General features: G+C 58.9%; 15 protein-coding genes. 5 read left to right on the top strand and 10 right to left on the bottom strand.

What is annotated here, in order from left to right; all coding sequences use genetic code 11:
• Nucleotides 1-173 precede the first annotated feature (173 nt).
• Nucleotides 174-668: a zinc ribbon domain-containing protein gene (locus tag IRZ24_RS05585; RefSeq protein WP_297161025.1), complete on the top strand. Its 495-nt coding sequence runs from the start codon at nt 174-176 to the stop codon at nt 666-668.
• A 208-nt stretch (nt 669-876) separates the two neighbouring features.
• Nucleotides 877-2733, top strand: coding sequence for an alpha/beta fold hydrolase (locus tag IRZ24_RS05590; protein ID WP_297161026.1), 1857 nt, complete (start codon nt 877-879; stop codon nt 2731-2733).
• A 156-nt stretch (nt 2734-2889) separates the two neighbouring features.
• Here IRZ24_RS05590 and aroF read toward each other — a convergent pair whose 3' ends face one another.
• From aroF to IRZ24_RS05640, 10 genes are all read right to left on the bottom strand, one after another.
• The gene (gene aroF, locus IRZ24_RS05595) at nt 2890-3966 is read right to left on the bottom strand and encodes a 3-deoxy-7-phosphoheptulonate synthase (RefSeq protein ID WP_297161027.1); all 1077 of its coding nucleotides are present in this window, start codon (nt 3964-3966) and stop codon (nt 2890-2892) included.
• Nucleotides 3967-4451: 485 nt separating this feature from the next.
• Nucleotides 4452-4829 (bottom strand): chorismate mutase, encoded by a 378-nt coding sequence (gene aroH / locus IRZ24_RS05600; RefSeq protein WP_366914241.1) that lies wholly within the window; start codon nt 4827-4829, stop codon nt 4452-4454.
• A gap of 141 nt (nt 4830-4970) precedes the next feature.
• Complete coding sequence (gene trpA, locus IRZ24_RS05605; protein WP_297161029.1) at nt 4971-5849, bottom strand: tryptophan synthase subunit alpha; 879 nt, start codon at nt 5847-5849, stop codon at nt 4971-4973.
• Nucleotides 5850-5867: 18 nt separating this feature from the next.
• Entirely contained in the window at nt 5868-7130 is a 1263-nt protein-coding gene (gene trpB / locus IRZ24_RS05610; protein WP_297161030.1) for a tryptophan synthase subunit beta, read from the bottom strand.
• Between the two features lie 81 nt (nt 7131-7211).
• Entirely contained in the window at nt 7212-8675 is a 1464-nt protein-coding gene (gene trpC, locus IRZ24_RS05615; RefSeq protein ID WP_297161031.1) for an indole-3-glycerol phosphate synthase TrpC, read from the bottom strand.
• A gap of 62 nt (nt 8676-8737) precedes the next feature.
• Nucleotides 8738-9793, bottom strand: coding sequence for an anthranilate phosphoribosyltransferase (trpD, locus tag IRZ24_RS05620; protein ID WP_297161032.1), 1056 nt, complete (start codon nt 9791-9793; stop codon nt 8738-8740).
• A gap of 175 nt (nt 9794-9968) precedes the next feature.
• On the bottom strand, nt 9969-10532 hold the full coding sequence (locus IRZ24_RS05625) for an aminodeoxychorismate/anthranilate synthase component II (RefSeq protein WP_297161041.1): 564 nt from the start codon (nt 10530-10532) through the stop codon (nt 9969-9971).
• An 80-nt stretch (nt 10533-10612) separates the two neighbouring features.
• Nucleotides 10613-12196, bottom strand: a complete 1584-nt coding sequence (gene trpE, locus IRZ24_RS05630) for an anthranilate synthase component I (RefSeq protein ID WP_297161033.1) — start codon at nt 12194-12196, stop codon at nt 10613-10615.
• 57 nt (nt 12197-12253) lie between these two features.
• Nucleotides 12254-13297: a tryptophan--tRNA ligase gene (gene trpS, locus IRZ24_RS05635; protein WP_297161034.1), complete on the bottom strand. Its 1044-nt coding sequence runs from the start codon at nt 13295-13297 to the stop codon at nt 12254-12256.
• A gap of 642 nt (nt 13298-13939) precedes the next feature.
• Entirely contained in the window at nt 13940-14677 is a 738-nt protein-coding gene (locus IRZ24_RS05640) for a histidine phosphatase family protein (RefSeq protein WP_297161035.1), read from the bottom strand.
• A gap of 707 nt (nt 14678-15384) precedes the next feature.
• On the opposite strand from IRZ24_RS05640, the gene IRZ24_RS05645 reads away from it, so the two are divergent.
• The 3 genes from IRZ24_RS05645 (at nt 15385) to IRZ24_RS05655 (ending at nt 19452) form a co-directional block, all read left to right on the top strand.
• Complete coding sequence (locus IRZ24_RS05645; protein ID WP_297161036.1) at nt 15385-16089, top strand: metal-dependent transcriptional regulator; 705 nt, start codon at nt 15385-15387, stop codon at nt 16087-16089.
• Nucleotides 16090-16391: 302 nt separating this feature from the next.
• Nucleotides 16392-17264 (top strand): FTR1 family protein, encoded by an 873-nt coding sequence (locus IRZ24_RS05650; RefSeq protein ID WP_297161037.1) that lies wholly within the window; start codon nt 16392-16394, stop codon nt 17262-17264.
• 514 nt (nt 17265-17778) lie between these two features.
• A complete protein-coding gene (locus tag IRZ24_RS05655) occupies nt 17779-19452 on the top strand; it encodes an O-antigen ligase family protein (RefSeq protein WP_297161039.1) in 1674 nt (557 codons plus the stop codon).
• Nucleotides 19453-19613 lie beyond the last annotated feature (161 nt).

Here is a 19613-nt window from a genome sequence, read left to right on the forward strand (position 1 = left end):
ACATCATTAGAAGAGAGCGACACGAGCAGCGTGATCTCTTCCGCGACTCCCTAGCGGCTTGCTGTTCCCCCTCGCGGCAGCATCTGCTATAATGACCTTGATCGAAGGCCAGAAATCCGCCAATGCCGGCCTGGAGCCGGTGAAATACTGAAACCAATAGAGGAGACGATAGCATGTTCTGCTCTCGCTGCGGCGCAGCGGTGGTGGCTGGCAATCGTTTCTGCACGTGGTGCGGTGCTCCTTTGGAGGAAGAAGGAGCCGCGGTGCAAGAGGCGGGGAGCGTCTTACAATCAGCTCCTGCTTCTGCAATGGCTGGGCGCTTAACGGCAGGCCGCCGTTGGCCGCCGTACCGCAGAGGACGGTTACAAGACCCCTACCGCGAGCGCATTCAGCAGCTCCGACTCCAACTCCGGGCGCTCAAACTGGATCTCAGACAGCTCAATGCCTACCTGGCGAATGTACGCACGCAGTATTACATGACCGCGGCCTTTGTCCCCCGGGGGCTGCTGCGCTGGGGATATAAGGCGATCGAAGATCTGCGTTTAATGTCTCCTTTGCAGCAAAAACAGTTACTTCAGCAGCGGATTTTTGAGCTAGAGCGAGAGCTGCTCCAGTTGCAGCAAGAGCAGGCTGCCTGGCGCGCTCATCAGCGTGCCACGCGCGAGTAGAACGACGAGCGGTGGTAAGGCTCATTGGCAAGGATGCCATCAAGGGTAATGGCGGAGGAGCAAGGAGGGTTTTCCTCTAGACACCCGTATCTGCATGAAAGAACCTGGTAGTAGCAATGCCGGGCCATGCTAGAAAGGTTTGCTGATGGCAGAGCACACATCTCCATTTGACCAAGGAAGCGCCGGAGCGCCGGGAGGATCATCGGATGTGCCAGAATCCCCCTACTATGAATATGCTCCGCCTGGCCTCCGTTACCAGGAGCGCAACGATATGATCTATCCCCTGTCCCAACCAGAAGCGAGCGCTTCCCCGCCGTTCACGCCCACGGCACCGGCGGCAGGTCCCTATACGAGCGGCGGGGCAGAGATCACGGTCGCAAGGCCGGCCTCTAGGCCTGGCTGGCCCCCCTCCTCGGTGGAACCAGGCGTAGGAACAGCGCCCGCTGCTCCGCCGACGACCGTCTCCCGGCGGTCGCCGGCCCCTTGGCGCCTCATTCTGGTTATCCTGCTTGTCGCTCTTGTACTCTTTGCGGGTGGGGTGGCCGCCTATCTCGTGCTAGCCATTCGCGCAGAAAGCAACACCACTGGTGCTCAGCCGACAGGGGGGGCAAAGGTGGCCGTCACCCCAGGAGCGGGAACTCAGGCCGCCACAACAGCCAACTTTCACCAGGGTCCCTGTCCCTTTCAGCCGGGCGCTGGGATCGTCCAGGGGCGCGATCTCATCTGTGGCACGCTCACCGTCCCTGAAGATCGCAGCCAGCCCCAGGGCAACACCATCCGCCTGGCGGTGGCTATCTTCAAAGCTGCTACGCCTCAAGCGGCTGATGCCACACCTTTTCTCTACCTCTCTGGCGGACCTGGGGGGGCGACGCTCAGTGATCTAGGCTCCTATATTAATCAAGTCAATCGCCAGGCGGTGACACTGGGGCGCACCTTCATCCTTTTTGATCAGCGCGGTACGGGCTATTCCTCACCCTCGCTCTACTGCGGCGAAGTCGATCGTTTCAATCAGCAGACCAAAGACGAAAATCTCAGCCATCAGGCTAATGATGCTGGTTACCTGCAGGCAATGCGTTCCTGCCGCGATCGGCTCACTGCCGAAGGTGTTCACCTGAGCGCCTACACTACCATTGAGGATGCCCAGGATGTGCACGATCTGATTCACGCCCTTGGCTATCGCCAGGTCGACCTCTATGGTGTCTCCTACGGCACGCGGCTGGCCCTCACCGTCATGCGGCTCTTCCCGCAGGACCTGCGCAGCGTCATCCTCGATTCGACTGTTCCCACGCAGAGCAATCTCTTTACGACCCTGTCGGCCTCAATGCAGCATGCCTTTGATACCCTCTTCAAAGGCTGCCAGGCCGACCCCTTCTGCAGAGAGAGCTATCCCAACTTGCAAACCACTTTTTATCGTCTGGTCAATCGCCTCAACGCCCACCCCGTGACCATCAACGACCTCCGATATGGCCCTATTCTGCTGACTGGCGATGGCTTCGCTCAGTGGGTCTTTGCCTCACTCTACGTCACCAGCTTTATTCCTGAGCTGCCGCGAGCCATCAGCGAGATCGATCATGGGCAGTACACCCTGATCGCCGAGACCTATGGCGAGCTGCTCTTAGCCCAGGACATCAGCTATGGCATGTACTACTCAGTGGAGTGCGGTGAAGACATGCGCTACACCTCGCTCCAGGAACTAGACAGGTCTGTCTCTGCGCTGCGGCCCGAGCTGCAGCCAGGGATGCTGGACAGCCTGGAACTCGACTATCGGGTCTGCCAGCTCTGGAACGTTCCATCGGTGCCCCCAGAACAAAAACAACCGGTCACTAGCAGCCTGCCGACACTGATCCTCTCGGGTGAGTACGATCCAATCACGCCGACCAGCAATGCCCTCCTGGCTCAGAAAACCTTGAGCCATAGCTACCTCTTCGTTTTCCCAGGTACCGGCCACGGTGTCTTTCTCACCAGCACCTGCGCCAACCTGATTATGAGCCAGTTTCTGGCTGATCCGGAGGTGCAGCCGAGCAACTCCTGTATCTCCAGTATGGAAGAACCTAACTTCATCTAAGAAGTAAAGAATAGCAATATCGGATAGTAATCTATAGAACATAAGTGAGGCGTGAGGCATGCGCTGGCAGAAAAAACGAGAAGAAGCCGACGCATGCCTCACGCGAAGATAGCGAGCCTGTGCTCTGTTTTTCTGATTGCCTGTCTGTCTATCTACTTAGGCGGTCACAAACGAGCGCCCAATGGCCTGGGCCACCGCCTGAGCGCGCGGCATCAGCTCGGCAAACTGCTCAGTCGTCAGCGACTGAGCGCCGTCCTTGAGAGCGACCTCGGGGTTAGGGTGAACCTCGATCAGCAGCCCATCGCAGCCGGCAGCTACCGCGGCTAGCGTCATCGGTGCTACCAGATCGCGCCGGCCTGTTCCCTGACTTGGGTCAGCCACAATTGGCAAATGCGAGAGCTGCTTGACTAGCGGAATGGCGCTCAGATCCATTGTGTTGCGTGTACTCTTCTCAAAGGTCCGAATACCGCGCTCACAGAGGATAACGTCGCGATTGCCCTGAGAAAGAATATATTCAGCCGCAAGGAGCCATTCCTCAATGGTCGCCGCCATGCCGCGCTTCAACAGGACCGGCTTCTTAGCGCGTCCCACCTCATCGAGCAGCATATAGTTCTGCATATTGCGCGTACCGATCTGCAGAATATCGGCGTACTCACAGACCAGCGGCACATCGGTCGGTGTCATGACCTCAGTCACCACGGCCATACCGAACTCGCGCGAAGCCTTGGCCAGGAGCTTTAAGCCCTCCTCGCCCAGGCCGCGGAAGCCATAGGGGGAAGTCGAAGGCTTGAAAGCCCCGCCGCGCAAGATGACCGCTCCTGCCTTGCGCACCGCCTCGGCGGTGGTCATCAGCTGCCGCTCGTTCTCTACAGTACAAGGGCCGGCCATCATAACGACCTCGGGCCCACCGATGCGTACCTTGCCTGCGGCCACACAAGCTACTGGTACCTCAACGATGCTATCGTCAGGGTGGAATTCCCGGCTCGCCAACTTATAAGGCTTCGAGACTCGGAAGACACCCTCCACTTCAGGAAAAGCCTCCAGTGCCTCCCCAAGAGCTGGGGTAATCACTCCCTTGCCGGGAGGATTCTGCACATTGACCGAACCGATGACACCGATCACTGTGCGCTCAACTCCGCGCGAAAGATGGCCGCTCAAGCCCTCCTGCTCCAGAAAACGCAAAATACGCTCAATGGAGGCTTCGCTACAATTAGGCTTCATCACAACGATCATGGCTCGTGGCTCCTTTATCATTTGGCAGACTGCATGCATGAAGACTGCGAGCTTTGTGCTGCTGTCAGGCAGAGAAAGCGGGCAAAGACCCCCTGGCAGCAACAAGGACCGCTCAAGTCTGGCCATGCCCCGCCCGGCTCTGTCAGCTCAGCCACTCCGAGAAGACAAGGTAGCGGCTGGCGGCTGGTTAGTCGGTTGATGAATAAGAGCTGAGAAAACAGCTCACAAGAGGGACTGCCCTGGCCACACAGTGCACAAAGAGTCTCCTTCCTCCATTGCGACGCCATCGTCGTTATGATCAAAGCCAGCGAGGAAAGCGAGCAAGGCAGAGATGGGAAGGACGAACCAGCGCCTGCCTGAGACGCCTGGGCTGCTTGGCCTGTGCTCAGTCAGCCTCCAGGCTCCCATACTGGAGGCTCAGCAACAGCCGACGGGAGAGAGGGCAGCCAGGTTCTGGGTCGCCTGTTCTCTTGCTTGGTGCCTGCTCACGAGCACGTGAAACCGAACTCGGGGCGTAGCTGCACCGCGCCGCGCAGATAGACATGGCGCAGCTCCGCAGGGCTGCGTTCGGTATTGACATGCAGCAGAATACGAATGCACTTACGCAAGCTGCCCGGCACAGGGATCTCCCGCACGCACAACAGTGCTACCTCGGTCCAGCCGAGTTCACGTGCGGCCTGGGCTGGGTAGGCGGCATCCAGATCCTCGGTCACGCTGAAAATAGCGCTGGCAATATCCTCACTCCGAATCTGATTCAGCTCTACCATCAACTGGAGCAGCTCGGCGGTGGCGGCCAGAATCTCCTGACGATCATTGCGTTCAACCGTCGTCGCGCCCCGGATGCCTCGACAGTACACGCCCATCACCCTTTCGTCCAAGAATGGCGGCGACCTGCTGCGGCTCTCGCGCTCGGCGCTGAGGGGCGAGCAGGCACGCCTTCTATTGTAAAGGGTGCCGCAAGCACTGTGAAGCGCTCCGCCGCGCCCGGCGGTCAGACCCAGGTGTCAGGACTGACGAACCGTACGGTCTCGCAAGCTGCGAATATAGTCCCGAACCGCCAGCCGCTGGACCTGCTCATCGCTGGCATAACGCTCCAAAAGATTGACCAGGGCGCTGCCGACAACCGCCCCATCGGCATAGCGAGCAATCTCCGCCACATGCTCAGGGCGCGAGATCCCAAAGCCGACCGCTAACGGCAGACTATAGAGAGTGCTCTGGCGCCGCACACGTGCAATAAAGCTCTGCAGATGTGGCGGCAGATGCTCACGGGCTCCGGTCACCCCGCTGAGCGAGACACAGTAGAGGAACCCGCGTGGCTCCTCCGCTGCAACGCGTGCAATCAAGGCGATGCGATCGTCAGGTGTTGTTGGCGGCACGAGAAAAATCAGGGCTAAGCCCTCTTGGTGAGCGGCCTCTAGCAGGGGCCTGGCCTCCTCGGGCGGCAGATCGGGGATAATCAGTCCACAGACGCCCGCCGCGGCTGCCTCCCGACAGAAGCGCTCTATCCCATAGGCCAAGACCGGATTGTAGTAGCCCATGAGAATCAGAGGCACAGTGCTCCGGGCCGCGACCTGGCTGGCGATGCTCAGGCAAGCGGCCACATTCATGCCGCGCTCAAGCGCCTGATGGCTGGCGTGTTGGATGGTCGCCCCATCGGCCAGCGGATCGCTGAATGGTAGGCCCAGCTCGATCAGATCAGCCCCGCCCTCAATAGCTGCCTCTGCCGCCGCCAGGCTCTGCCCTACCGAAGGGAAGCCGCACATCAGGTAAGGGATCAGGGCGCAGCGTCCCTCGCGGCTGGCCTGAGCAAAAGCCTGCCCAATGCGCTGCGCTGGCAGCGCTGCGTGACGCTCAATGGTCTCAGACTGCTGATGTTGCTGCATAGTTGTGCTCTGCTGAATTTATGAAATCGTGACCTGCAACTCTCGGGCCACCGTCAGCATATCCTTATCGCCACGCCCCGAGAGATTGACAATGATCAAACTGCCCGGGTCCAAATCGCCCCGGGCGCCCATCTCCAAGAGGTAGCCGAGAGCATGGGCTGGCTCCAGGGCGGGAATGATGCCCTCACTCTGGCTCAGAGCCTGCAGGCCGCGCAGGGCCAAGGCGTCATCGGCTGCCACATAGCTGGCTCGCCCTGTATCTTTCATATAGCTGTGCTCAGGGCCGACGCCAGGATAGTCGAGGCCAGCGGAAATACTATGTGTCCCCAGAACCTGGCCGTCCTCGTTCTGCAGCAAGTAGCTAAAGGCTCCGTGGAGCACGCCCGGGCGGCCTGCCACCAGCGTCGCGGCGTGCTGGCCCGAAGCGATGCCTTTGCCGCCTGCCTCAACCCCGAGCAGGCGCACCTCCGGTGCATCGGCGAAGGGATAAAAGATGCCCATCGCATTGCTCCCGCCGCCCACGCAGGCGATGACCAGGTCCGGCAGGCGTCCCTCCAACTGCAGAATCTGCTCCCGCGCCTCTCGGCCAATAATCGACTGGAAATCGCGCACGATCAGCGGATAAGGATGAGGGCCGACGACCGAGCCGATCAGATAAAAGGTCGTCTCGACGTTAGTCACCCAATCGCGGATAGCCTCATTGATCGCATCCTTAAGGGTACGGCTGCCGCTATCGACCGAGCGCACCTCGGCGCCCAGCAGGCGCATACGGAAGACATTGAGAGACTGACGCTCAATATCCTCGGCGCCCATGTAGATGATGCACTCCAGCCCCAGCATCGCGCAGACCGTGGCTGTGGCCACGCCATGTTGGCCCGCACCTGTCTCAGCGATGATGCGCCGCTTGCCCATGCGTTTCGCCAGCAGGCCCTGACCCAGAGCATTATTGATCTTATGGGCCCCCGTATGAGCCAGATCCTCGCGCTTCAGATAGACGCGCACCCCCGGCGCCACCAGGCGCGAGAAGCGCGGCACATAGTAGAGCGGCGTTGGACGTCCCACATACGAGCGTAGCAGCCCCTGTAACTCCTCCTCAAAGGCCGGGTCGTGACGCGCCTCGTGATAGGCCGCCTCGAGTTCTGCCAAAGGAGGCATCAGGCTCTCTGGCACAAATTTGCCTCCATAGGGACCAAAGCGACCGCGCAGGTCGGGATAGGCGCCGTGCTGATACGTCTCACTCTGCGCCGGCTGCCGCCCTTGTTGGTCTACACGTTGTTGCATCGTGATCTTGCCTCACCTGATACATCAAGCAGATATGAAGAAAGTAAGTGAGGGGCAAAGCCTCGTCGGCCTGAGCTAACCTCAGCCGACAGTCTCTGCAGCGGGAAACTGCTCGCTGCTCTGGCGCACGGCCTCAATAAAGGCGCGAATTTTGTGCGCATCTTTCTCTCCATTGCTCTCAACCCCACTGCTCACATCAACACCCCAAGGTCTCACTGTAGCGATGGCCTCGGCAACATTGGCTGGCGTCAGACCACCGGCCAGTATGATTGGTTGCTCCGCGGCAATCGTGCGCGCGACCTCCCAATCGTGAGTGCGACCGCTGCCGCCATAGCCTGCTGTTGGCGTGTCGAGCAGCACCCGCCAGGCGACCGCTCTATAGCGGCGTGCCTCCTCCTGGGTTGCGGAACCGTACACCGGCACCGCCTTCAGCACCGGATGCCGCAGGCTCGCGCATAACTCTGGTGACTCCTCTCCATGCAACTGCACAAAGTGCAGATCTAGCTCTTCAGCTATCTCATTGATGCGGCTGATCTCCTCATTGACAAACACTCCCACCAGATCCGGCACTACCTGGCCCTGCTCTGCCAGAGCCAGATAGCCTGCCTCGGCCAGCAAGCGTCTGGCCTGCGACGGTTCCAGGTAACGCTTGCTCCGGGGGTAGAACATCAGGCCCAGCAAATCGGCCCCGCTCTCTATAGCTGTGCGCAGCGCCTCAGCGCTACGCAGACCGCAGATCTTCACCTGGATACCGCCATTAGCCCCCCACAACAGGCGCTTAATCTGGGCCTGCACATCGCCGGCTTTCACCAGCGACTCACCCACCAGCATCGCGTGCACATCGTAGCGTCGCAGCCGACGAGCATCGCCCTCGCTATGAATCCCGCTCTCAGCCACCAAGATACGATCGGCAGGGATTAGCCGGCGCAGCTCTCGAATCAAGAAAGGATTCATATTGAAGGTCACCAGATCGCGGCTATTGACCCCGATCACGCGCGCCCCGGCAGCTAAAGCCATCTCTGTCTCTGCCGCGCTGTGGACCTCGACCAGGGCCTCCATCCCCAAGTCGCGCGTAAGCCTCAGCAGGCGCATCAGCTCCTGAGGGGTCAACGCTGCGCAAATCAGCAGCAGGGCATCGGCTCCCCAGGCGCGGGCCTCATAGACCTGATACTCATCAACGATAAAGTCCTTGCGTAGCACAGGCAGGCTGACAGCCTTCTTGACCGCCGTCAGGTGCTCGGGCGCGCCGAGAAAGAAATGTGGCTCCGTCAAGACCGAGATAGCTGCCGCGCCGGCTGCCTCATAGGTCCGTGCCAGCGCCACCGGATCAAGATCAGGTGCTAGCGGCCCTTTCGAAGGCGACGCACGCTTAATCTCTGCGATCAAACGCAGCCCCGGCTCACCTGCTTGTGGTCGCAGAGCCGCGGCGAAATCACGAGCCGGCGGCTGGGCAGCCGCCAGCTCGCGCAGCCTCTCCAGTGGGAGCAAGCGCCGACGCTCTTCAAGATCGCACCGGGTGCGTGCCAAGATCCGTTCAAGAAACATCGCTCACCTCTGGGTCGCTCTTCTTTCCTGGCCCTTGCTTCATGACCGCGCCTCGTCTGGTCTTAGGCGCCGCTGCTGGCAGCCAGCGACTGCGAAAAAGCCACAACCTCCTCTAGCTTGCGCCTGGCGCGACCCTCGCGCACCATGCTGCGTGCCAACTTGACCCCCTCTGGCAGCGAGGAGACACACTCATTCACCAGTAGCGCCGCTGCCGTATTCAAATAGAGCATATCGGCCAGGGGACCATCGATCTCGCCACTGAGCAGGCGGCGCAGCGTCTCAGCATTCTGCTGCGGGTCGCCTCCCTGGAAGAGGCGGCGATCGCTACAGCGCGTCAACCCCGCGTCCTCGGGAGTAATGACGTACTCGCGCAGCTCCTGTCCCTCGCGCACCTCGCAGACGCGCGTTGGAGCACTGAGTGAGCACTCATCTACTCCATCCTCGCCGTGGATAATGAGCGCATGCCGGCACCCGAGCAAAAGCAAGACCTCACCCATCTTGCGTAGCAGCGAGCCATCGGCCACACCCAAGACCTGGTAGCGTGTCCCGGCAGGATTTGTCAGCGGACCCAGAATATTGAAGACCGTACGAATACCGATCTCGCGGCGGGTTGGGCCGACATGCTTCATTGCTGGGTGATAAGTTTGGGCGAACATAAAGCCAAAACCAGTTTCCTGGACGCTGCGCGCCACGGCCTCCGGTCCCAAATCGATACGTACACCCAGCGCCTCCAGAACATCGGCGCTGCCACAGCGACTGGTTGCCGAGCGATTGCCATGCTTGGCCACATGGGCCCCAGCGGCAGCGGCTAAAATCCCCGCTGCCGTTGAAAAATTAAAGGTACCCGCCCCATCGCCACCTGTGCCACAAGTATCCAGAGCGCGCGCCGCTACCTCATCACGGAGATGAACGCGCAGCGCCTTCTCTCGCATCACGCGTGCCAGACCGGCGATCTCCTGGGGAGCCTCCCCACCGGGGCGCATGCGCAGCGCTGTCAGAAAAGCTCCCATCTGAGAAGGAGTCGCCACGCCCGACATAATCTCCTCCATCACTGCCGCCGCCTCCTCCTCGCTGAGCGTAGCGCCAGCAACAACTTGCGCAATAGCTTCGCGAATCATCGGGAGCACCTCGCTCTTTCTATACTAATCAGCCAGCCAGCCTACCAGCCAGCCGGTCAACTCGCTTCGCTGGTCGCCTCCTTGACTGAGCACAGGCTCAGCGGCCTGCGGTCGACACTCCATCTTATCCCGTAGTAGCAGCTGAGCGGCCTCGCTGCCTTACCCCGAGCTTAACTTAACCGGTGAGAAAATTGCGTAGCAGCTCCTTGCCAACGGGCGTCATGATGGACTCTGGATGAAACTGTACCCCCTCGACAGGATAGCGACGGTGGCGGAGGCCCATAATCAGACCATCTGCTGTCTCGGCGGTAATCTCCAGCTCAGCCGGGAGAGAGGCGCGCTCGACAATGAGGCTATGGTAGCGGTTCGCTTCAAAGGGGTTAGGAAGATCGCGCAAACAGCCCAGGCCACGATGATAAATCAGGCTTGTCTTACCATGCACCGGCTCTGGCGCGCGGATCACGCGGCCGCCATACACCTGGCCGATAGCCTGGTGACCCAGGCAGACCCCCAGAATCGGCAGACGTGGACCAAAGGTAGCAATGATCTCACACGAAAGGCCGGCCTCGTTGGGCGTGCAGGGACCGGGTGAAATCACAATGCGCTCCGGCTGCAAAGCCGCGATCTCGTCGAGTGTGATCTGATCGTTGCGCCGTACCAGTACCTCAGCCCCCAACTCCGACAGATACTGGTACAGATTATAGGTAAAACTATCGTAGTTATCGATGAGCAAGATCATCACTTGCGCCTCTCTTTCTGCTTACCGAGAAAGGCCTCAGTGGCCTCTGAAACAGGCAGGACGGGGCGGCGGCAAGCCGTTCAGGTACGGGCGTAGCGCGGTCGCTGTGCCCGTGCCATCTCCTCAGCCACCTCCACGGCGCGTAGCAGCGCGCGAGCCTTATTCATACTCTCTTGATACTCAGCGGCGGGATCGGAATCCGCCACCACGCCACCGCCTGCCTGGATATACGCATGTCCGTTCTTCATGACCATAGTTCGCAAAGCGATGGCCGTATCCAAATTGCCTGAATGGCTAAAGTAACCGACAGCTCCGGCATAGACCCCGCGACGCGTGCCCTCCAACTCACTGATGATCTCCATAGCGCGAATTTTCGGCGCGCCGGTTACCGTCCCTGCGGGGAAGCCGGCACGCAACGCATCGAAAGGCGTCAGATCTGGGCGCAGCCGCCCGACCACATTCGAGACCAAATGCATTACATGGGAATAGCGCTCGATTTCCATAAACTGACTGACCGAGACACTGCCGGGCACACTGACGCGTCCCACATCGTTGCGTCCCAGGTCCACCAGCATCACATGCTCAGCGCGCTCCTTGGGATCGCGGCGCAGCTCCTCCTCCAGCAAGCGATCGTGTTCAGGATTGCTGCCGCGCGGGCGGGTTCCAGCGATCGGATGAATTGTCACTTCGCCCTCCTCGACGCGTACCAGCAGCTCTGGCGAGGCGCCGAGCACCACGAAATCCGCCAGGTCCAAATAGAACATATATGGAGAGGGATTAATGGTGCGCAGAGCGCGATAGACCGTAAATGGAGCTGCATTGACTGGACGACGCAAGCGCTGGGATGGCACCACCTGGAAGATATCGCCCGCCACAATGTACTCCTTAGCGCGACGCACCATTGCCTCATACTGCTCGCGCGTAAAGCTAGAGGTCACCGTTGGGAGACCCTCATAGACCGGCTCAGGCTCAGGAGGGAGGCGCAGCTCCTCCTGCAAGCGAGCAGCAACCCGCTCGATCGTCTGCTGGCCACGCTCGTATTCCGCCTCCAGATTGGGGGCATCTAAATGGAGGTGTGTAATGACGCGTAGGCGATGCTTCAGATGATCGAAGGCTAGCACTGTTTCTGTAAAGCTAAAGATGGCCAGAGGCAGGCCCAGCTCATCGGCAGCAGGAACCGGCAATCGCTCGAAGCGGGAAGCCACCTCGTAAGCCAGATAGCCCACGGCACCGCCGTAGAAGCGCGGCAAGGCATCATCGCCTCCTTGGTGTGGCCGGAGCAAGCGATAGCGTCCCAGTTCCTGCTCAACCAGGTGGAGCGGATCATAAGAGGGCAGGCGGACCAGCGAGCGGCAGCGCTGCGTTCCATCGGCCTCATAGGACAGATAGCGCAGCGTTGCCTCTTGCTCGCCCTGAATCAAGACCAGATAGGGATCGATGCCAATGAATGAGTAGCGGGCCATGCGCTCGCCGCCCTCCACACTCTCCAGCAGGAAGGTATAGGGGCCGCGGGCCGCTTTGCAGTAAGCTGAGACCGGAGTCTCGGTATCGGCCAGTACATCGCGATACAGCGGGACCAGCGGGATTTTATCGCTGGTCGCCTGCCTCTCAGCCTCTAGCTCCTGACGCAAGGAACGCACTTCATCCAGGGATGGCGAAAACATAGTCAGCCTCTTCTTCTCCTTTGGTCTAGGCCGAGCCTGAATACAGATGGCTGGCAATTAGCCAAGACCAATCACTTCCTTCATGCGCTGCAAAGTGGCCTCTGCAAGCGGACGCACCGCATCGGCCCCTGCCCGTAAGATCGCCTCTAGCTCTGCCGGATCGCGCATATACTCGGCATAGCGGCGCTGGATTGGTTCCAAGGTAGCCACCACGACCTCCGTCAGGCGCGCCTTCAAGTCGCCATAGCCCTTGCCCTCAAACTCTGCCTCGATCTCCTCGCGCGACTGCTCTGTCAAGGCCTGGTAGATCGTCAGCAGGTTATTGATGCCTGGCCGCTCGGGGTCGAAGCGAATCAGACGGAGCGAATCCGTGGTGGCTCGCGCAATCTTTTGCTTAATCGTCTGCGGGTCGTCGAGCAGATTGATGCGCGAGTTAGGGTTAGGATGAGACTTGCTCATCTTCTGCGTCGGATCGGTGAGCGACATAATGCGGGCCCCCACCTCGCGAATCAGCGGCTCCGGGATCGTGAATATCTCTTGCCTATAGAGGTGATTGAAGCGCTGGGCCAGATCGCGGGTCAGCTCTAGGTGCTGGCGCTGATCTTCGCCGACGGGAACCAGGTGCGTCTGATAGAGCAGAATATCGCAGGCCATCAGCACCGGATACATATAGATGCCCGCCCCCACCGTCTCCTGATTCTCGCCAGCCTTGACCTTAAACTGGGTCATGCGATTGAGCCATCCCATCGGCGTGAAGCAACCCAGAATCCAGCTCGCCTCGGCGTGCTGGCGTACATGCGACTGCACAAACAGCTTGCAATAGCGTGTATCGAGGCCACAGGCCAGGTAAATGGCGGCCAGCTTACGAATATTCTGGTGCAGCTCCTGGGGATCGATGGGCAAGGTGATCGCATGGAGATCTACAATGCAGTAAATGTTATCGTACTCTGTCTGCGTGCGCACCCAATTGCGGATCGCCCCCAGGTAGTTGCCCAGATGAATATCGCCGCTGGGCTGGATGCCGGAGAAGGTGCGCTTCTTGAGCGGCGGCGCGCTACTGCTGCTCGTTTGTACCTGCTGATCGTGACCGATCGTCGTCATAAGAAAGACCTCCAGCGGGACCTGCTACCCGCTCCATAGCGACTGGCACTGATACTGACACGGGCATATGCTGCCCGCCTCTTTGCTCTGCTGAGTGCAGAGACAAAGAGCCCTGTGATGCGGCCCAGAGCGTGTTGTCAGTAGGGTGGGAGCGAAATCAATAAAAAAACGCTTCTCGTCAAAGGGACGAGAAGCGTGAAGCTTTCGTGGTGCCACCCTTCTTCGGACCTTGACGCCCGCTGGCAGGGGAGTCAACAGCTCTCCAGGAGCAAGACCTGGAAAGTCCATCAGCATTAATTGCCCTGGCAGGGTATCCTCTCAAACAAAGGATACCTCACCCCGCAGCCCGCGGCGGACAAGATCCCTCATTGCCGGGTACGCTCTGATACCCTGTCCTCGATAACGGGGGACGCTCCGGGAGCTAGCTACTGCTCTCGCCGTCTCTTCAACTTCAACGGCGCCGAGGTTCGCACTCCAGCTCACAGGCCCATTCTACGGCTGCTGCAGCATCGGTTTCCACCGGTCCCGACTCTCTGGCGCGCAGCGCAACCGTATACTTCTCCTGCTCGTCGCTGACTGTCTATCGTTGTTGTCTTTTTCTTACTATCTGGGTATGAGTATAGATGACTTGGAGAGGCCCTGTCAAGTGGCGGCGGAAAGTCCCTCAGCGACGGGTGGCACTGTGGGCTTTTCGGCGTACTGGAGCTGGCCGGGAACCAACTCGGCGGCCTGACCTGAGAGGTGGGCGGTGCTGGCCCACAGGCGCAAGCTACCGACGAGCACCTCCTCGAAGGCGTGCAGCTCAATTTCCGTGATGGCGCAGTTGTCCATCGCTCCGTGATAGATGGGGGCGCGGTCCGCATTATAGCAGAGCGCCTTAACCAGCACGGTGAAGATCCCTCCATGACCAGCGATGATGATCCGGCGTCCGCTCTGACCGGCGATGACCTTGTGCAGACCCTGACGGATGCGTTGTAGCAGCTCCAGGAAGTTTTCCCCGTTGGGGAAGCGCGTCAAGTAGTGGCCACTATACCAATCGGCAATGATCTGGTCGTGGAGCTTCCAGTGCTCGACTGTTGGTGGACGGCGCTCGAGGTCGCCAACATTGATTTCGCGAAATTCCTCTAGCAGGGTCACAGGCAGGCACAGCGCCTCAGCGATGATCTCGGCTGTCTGGCGTGCCCGCCTCAGCGGTGAGGCGTAGATGGCATCAATGGGCAGGCCGCGAAAAAAATCAGCGGTCTGCCTGGCTTGCAGCAGACCCTTGGCATTGAGAGGGTAATCGACAAGACGATAGGAAAATTCCTTGGTCAGATTGGCCGGGTTCTCTCCGTGACGTACAAGGTAGATCGTATTGGTTAGTACTGTGCTACTGCTCATTCGCTCCTTTTTAGAAAGAATCTCCTCAAAGCATACGAAAACATACTCAGCCACCCGGCTGCGCCTGGCCTCAAAGCCAGTGCTGTGAGCGGGGGCTGCAATCACTATCATCGTATCACATGAAGCAGGCGGCTGTCCAAAACGCCAACAGGTAAGGGAGCAACAGGACTTTCAGGTCACCCGTTGTCGCCAACAAGGACTGTAACTTGCATCTGCTTCTATCCTAGTAGAAGATAGGTATCAGCGCTAAAAGCTGCTTGGCCGTAGTGAGGTGTGCTATCAGGCCTGTGGAGGCCCACAGGTGCCCTTGGCTCTTTCTTCAGAACTGGTGAGGCCTGATCTCTCGGCTGAAGCAGGCTGTGTCAGACGGGTGGCGCTGCTGGGACCTGATAAAAAGGTGGCTCGCTCAGTGTGAACATGCGTATACGTGATGAGCAGGCTCATGGGGAAAAGGAGGAGTGGTCTTCTCAAGAGGGCTGCCTGCATAGAAGTATCCGCTCTTGCTCGGTCGGCCTGTGCTCGCGCCTGTGCTTAGGGACCCAGGAGGTGAAAATGGCCTGTGTCCCCTCCGCGGTAGACATGCCTTGCGCCTTTCTTAAGGAAGCCAGCGTTGATTTGGCATTGCCTGCTTGATATGCTATACTGCTCGTGGGGTAGTATTGCCATTTGCACGAGTTCTGGCCAGCAGCAAAGGGAACGGAAGGAACATGAAGACCGCAGACTCAGTGAGTCAGACTGTTGAGGAATATCTTGAAACAATCTATAACATGAGCATGGAGGGGGAAACGGTCATCGGGGCCAGATTGGCTCAGAAATTTGGCGTAGCCCCTCCAACAGTTACAGAGACGCTGAAACGTCTCGTGCGTGATGGCTATGTAGAGATGGATAATAAGCGGCAGGTACGGCTTACTGAAGCTGGTTATCGCATTGCCGAGTCAGTCTTACGGCGTCATCGGCTAGCTGAGCGCTTCCTGGTCGACCTGCTAGGTATGGAATGGCACCAGGTCCATGAAGAAGCCTGCCGCCTGGAGCATGTCATCTCGGGCAAATTTGAAGAGCATGTGATTCTCAACCTCAAGGAGCCAACCACTTGTCCGCATGGCAATCCCATCCCTGGTCTGGTGCCCAACGCACGGACCTATCTCAGCGACTGTGGTGCTGTGCGACTCTCCACGCTGGCGCCAGGAGAGACCGCGACGATTCTCCTCATTTCAGAGGTAGTCGAGGATGAGTCGGCCCTCATCCTCTACCTGCATCAGCGTGGGCTAACGCCAGGCACACGCCTGACAGTGGTTTCCCAGGGACGCAAGCTCAATCCCGACGATAGCGAAGAGAGCGTAGTCCTCCTGGTCGATGGACGGGAAGTCTCCATTATGAAGTCTATTGCCCCCAAAATCTGGGTCACGCGCTAATCAGGCCCCTCTCTATTGGTAGAAGGGTAGTCCCCAGCCCTGCCCAGGGCTGGGGTGGGGGGAGGATAAGCAGGAGGCGAAGCCGCTGCGGTGCTAGCTCCGATACAGCCTGGGCGCGAGCTGTGGGCACGAAGCTGGCTGTTCCCTTGACCACCTCTTGCCGTGGCTGCTATCATCAGAATAGATTTATATCTGAGTAGCGCACTTGGATTTTATCGGTGGTAAAGATTGGCAAGGAAGGAAGGGAATCCGCTCACTGGCTGCGCTATTCAGGGGAAAGTGGAGCGAGGAAAGACTGTTCTATGCTGGCAACCGCAATTCTCTATCTCCGTGAAGGGTTAGAGGCCAGCCTCATCGTTAGCATCCTGCTGGCGGCTCTCCGTCAGTTGCAACTGATGCGCCAGGTGCGTGCAGTCTGGATCGGCGTTGCGCTGGCTGTCTTATGCTCCTTTCTAGCGGCATTGACCTTATACGTCACGGTCCGTATCTACGATGGGACCTGGTTCGAGGCCGCTTTTGAAACCGTAACCTATCTACTGGCGGTGGTGCTTCTGACCTCGATGACCTTCTGGATGCAGCACCATAGCCGCACCTTGAAGCGCGAGATGATGACCAAGGCCAGTATGGCCAGCTCAGGTTTGGCGCTGGGTCTATTGGCCTTCACATCTGTCGCGCGTGAAGGCTTGGAGACGGCTTTCTTTACGCTGGCCTTCGCTTTGCAAACCCACGAGGCCCCGCTATTAATGCTAGGTGCGCTCTTTGGCTTGGCGCTCGCCCTGGCTCTCTGCTTCCTGATCTACCGCCTGGGCTACCGCCTTGACTACCGCCTCTTTTTCCGCATTATGGGACTCCTCTTGCTCTTTTTCGCCGCTGGCCTGCTTGGTAATGCCATACAAACCATGCAGGAAGAACTGCATTGGATACCATTTGGCACCGCGGTCCTATGGGATAGCAGCGGCTGGCTGAGCGAAGAGAGCGCCATCGGCAGCCTGCTCCATAGCTTGCTTGGCTATAGTGATGCCCCGACCCAGTTGCAGGCGTTTATCTATGGAGTCTTCCTCCTGGTCTTTGGGGTACTCTTCTGGCGGGCAACGCGCAAACCGGTCCCCCTACGGTCTGCGGAGTCGTCGCCAACTCTGCCCTCGGAGGCCGCTACTGGTGGAACCTCGCAGTGAGGTGCCGCAGCACAACCTCATCTGTACCTGTCAGGCGACGAGGGAGTAGGAGAGAAGACCGGGCAGAGAGACTAGCCTTGCACTAGCCTTGCTCTGCTCCCCCCGGGGTAGAAGGGGGAAGAAACGCCGTTGATATCCGTTGATATCTGCGCAGAGGGTCGCGTCGGCCTGCTCGTACTGATCAGGGCCAGAAGCGCCTTCCTTGGACTCGTGGTTAGCCACAGCAAGGCAGTGGTGGGCCTTGGTTCTGTCCATCCCGCTTACCCGAGTCGGCTATTCTGAGCAGAAGCGGCTGCTTTCTAGCAAGCATATGCTACAATGAAAGCATCAGAAAGGGCCGCTCCTGCTCTCCCCTCTCGTGTGCGACCCAACGAGCGGAAGCAGGGCCTCTTTGCTATCTCGCCTCTTGTACCCCTGACCAGTTGCTCAAGGTGCGACGATTTTGCCCTTTCTTTCGATGTATAGCTATGGGGAGCAAGCTAAACCCGCAAAATCGAGAAGGTTTTGTTTAAAAATGAGCGAAAAAGTCATTCCTTCCAATGCGCCGGAGATCGAGACACAGCGGGCCGTTCTCGCTGGATCTGGGACACCCGGTTCCAGCCTTACCGCTTCTGACTCCCCCAGCCGCCGCGCTCCATCGCCTTTCTGGCTTGATCGTTTGCTAGAAGCCGGCCTGCTTCTCTCGATGGCCCTCTACTACTCCGCCGGCAATCCCCACCTGGGATCAGGGCCGTTCTTTCATCTTCAGCCTCTCTGGACCTTGCCTTTTCTGCTGATCTTTATGATTCTTTGCTGGTACCGTCCGGCAATAGCCATCGCGTTGCTGCCGCTGAGCCTGCCTTTCTATTTGCTACAAAAGCCAGTGTTGAACCATTATAGCTTTAGTGCTGCTGAGATCACTCTCTGGAGCTGTTTGGCTGTTGTGCTCCTGCAGGCTGTACTACAGCGGCGGCGCTGGCCATATTGGCTGCCGTGGTCCGAACTGCGGGCGCGTCTGGGGCCTTTGCTGTGGCCGATCATCCTATTTCTGGGGGCTTCGGCCTTTTCCATTGTGATCGCCTATAATCGCACGGTAGCTCTTCGCGCTTTTCGGGAGGAGGTCTTTGATCCTCTCCTCTACCTGCTCCTGGCTCTCTACTGTCTGCGCACGCGGCAGGACCTTGTGAGGCTCCTACTGGCGCTTTTCGCAACGGGCCTGTTGATTGCTCTCCTTGGCATCGGCCAATATCTTGAATTACTCTCCCAAGGCATCAATCTCAGCGCCCTGCCACGCATCAATACCGTCTATGGCAGTGCGAACAGCGTAGGACTCCTCTTTGACTACACACTGCCGGTTGGCCTGGCCCTGATCCTCATGCCGCGCACAACCTCTAGCGGCTTTCTGGCCTCCTGGCGCTGTCGCTTGCTGGTCCTGGCCCTCTGCCTGCCACTCCTCTTCGTGCTCTATCTGACGCGCTCCGGTGGAGCCTGGGCAGCTTGCTTTGGCGCTGTGGTCTTTCTTGTCGCCTGTACGATTGCCGATCGGCAGCTCCTGCTGATCTGCGGGCTGGGCCTTATCCTTCTGACAGGGCTTGGACTCTTGTGCTTCCATAGCAACATTAGTAGCTATTTACTGGAGCGACATGCTAATGCCCAAGGAGTGGGAACGCTAACGAAGCGTATCTATCTTTGGGAAAGTGCTCTCCATATGATTATGGATAGCCCCATTACCGGTTATGGCCTCGATAATTGGCTGTGCCACTATAGCCTTAATAACGTCTGTCATACCACAAATCTTTATCACTACTGGATTACCACAGATCCACAGACGCATCAGCCGACCGGCCTACGGTATGAGCCAGATCTTTCCCATCCACATAATATTTTTCTGCAGATCTGGGTGAGTGTGGGTGTTGTGGGGCTAGCAGCCTTCCTGGCCGTACTCGCTCTCTTCTTCTGGTTACTCTTTCGCATTCTGGCCAGCCTCTACCGCCAGGCCGAAGCTGATCCCTGGTTAGTCTGGGGGGCGCTCAGCCTTGGCGGCGCTATGGTAGCGGCCCTTATTCAGGGCATGGTTGATAGCTCGGTCCTCGAACAGGACCTGGCCTTCTGCTTCTGGACACTCATCCTTGCCCTGCTGCTACTGCGTGTCTTGTCGAAAACACCTTGGCGCAAGAGGCCCAGGGCGGCGAAGCTGAATGTAATCTAGCTCACTCTCAGACTGCGAGCTAGCTCATAGTTGCTTGCCCCCTCTGTTGCTAGGCTAGGCCGAAAGAGCCAATACGAAGCCTGGCTCAGCTCAGAGGGGTGACCAATGTTCGGCAGTGGCCTCTATGCAACGCTTCTTACCTGGCTGTCCTGTCATTTTAT

It is taken from the genome of Thermogemmatispora sp. (assembly GCF_019683755.1).
GTDB lineage: Bacteria > Chloroflexota > Ktedonobacteria > Ktedonobacterales > Ktedonobacteraceae > Thermogemmatispora.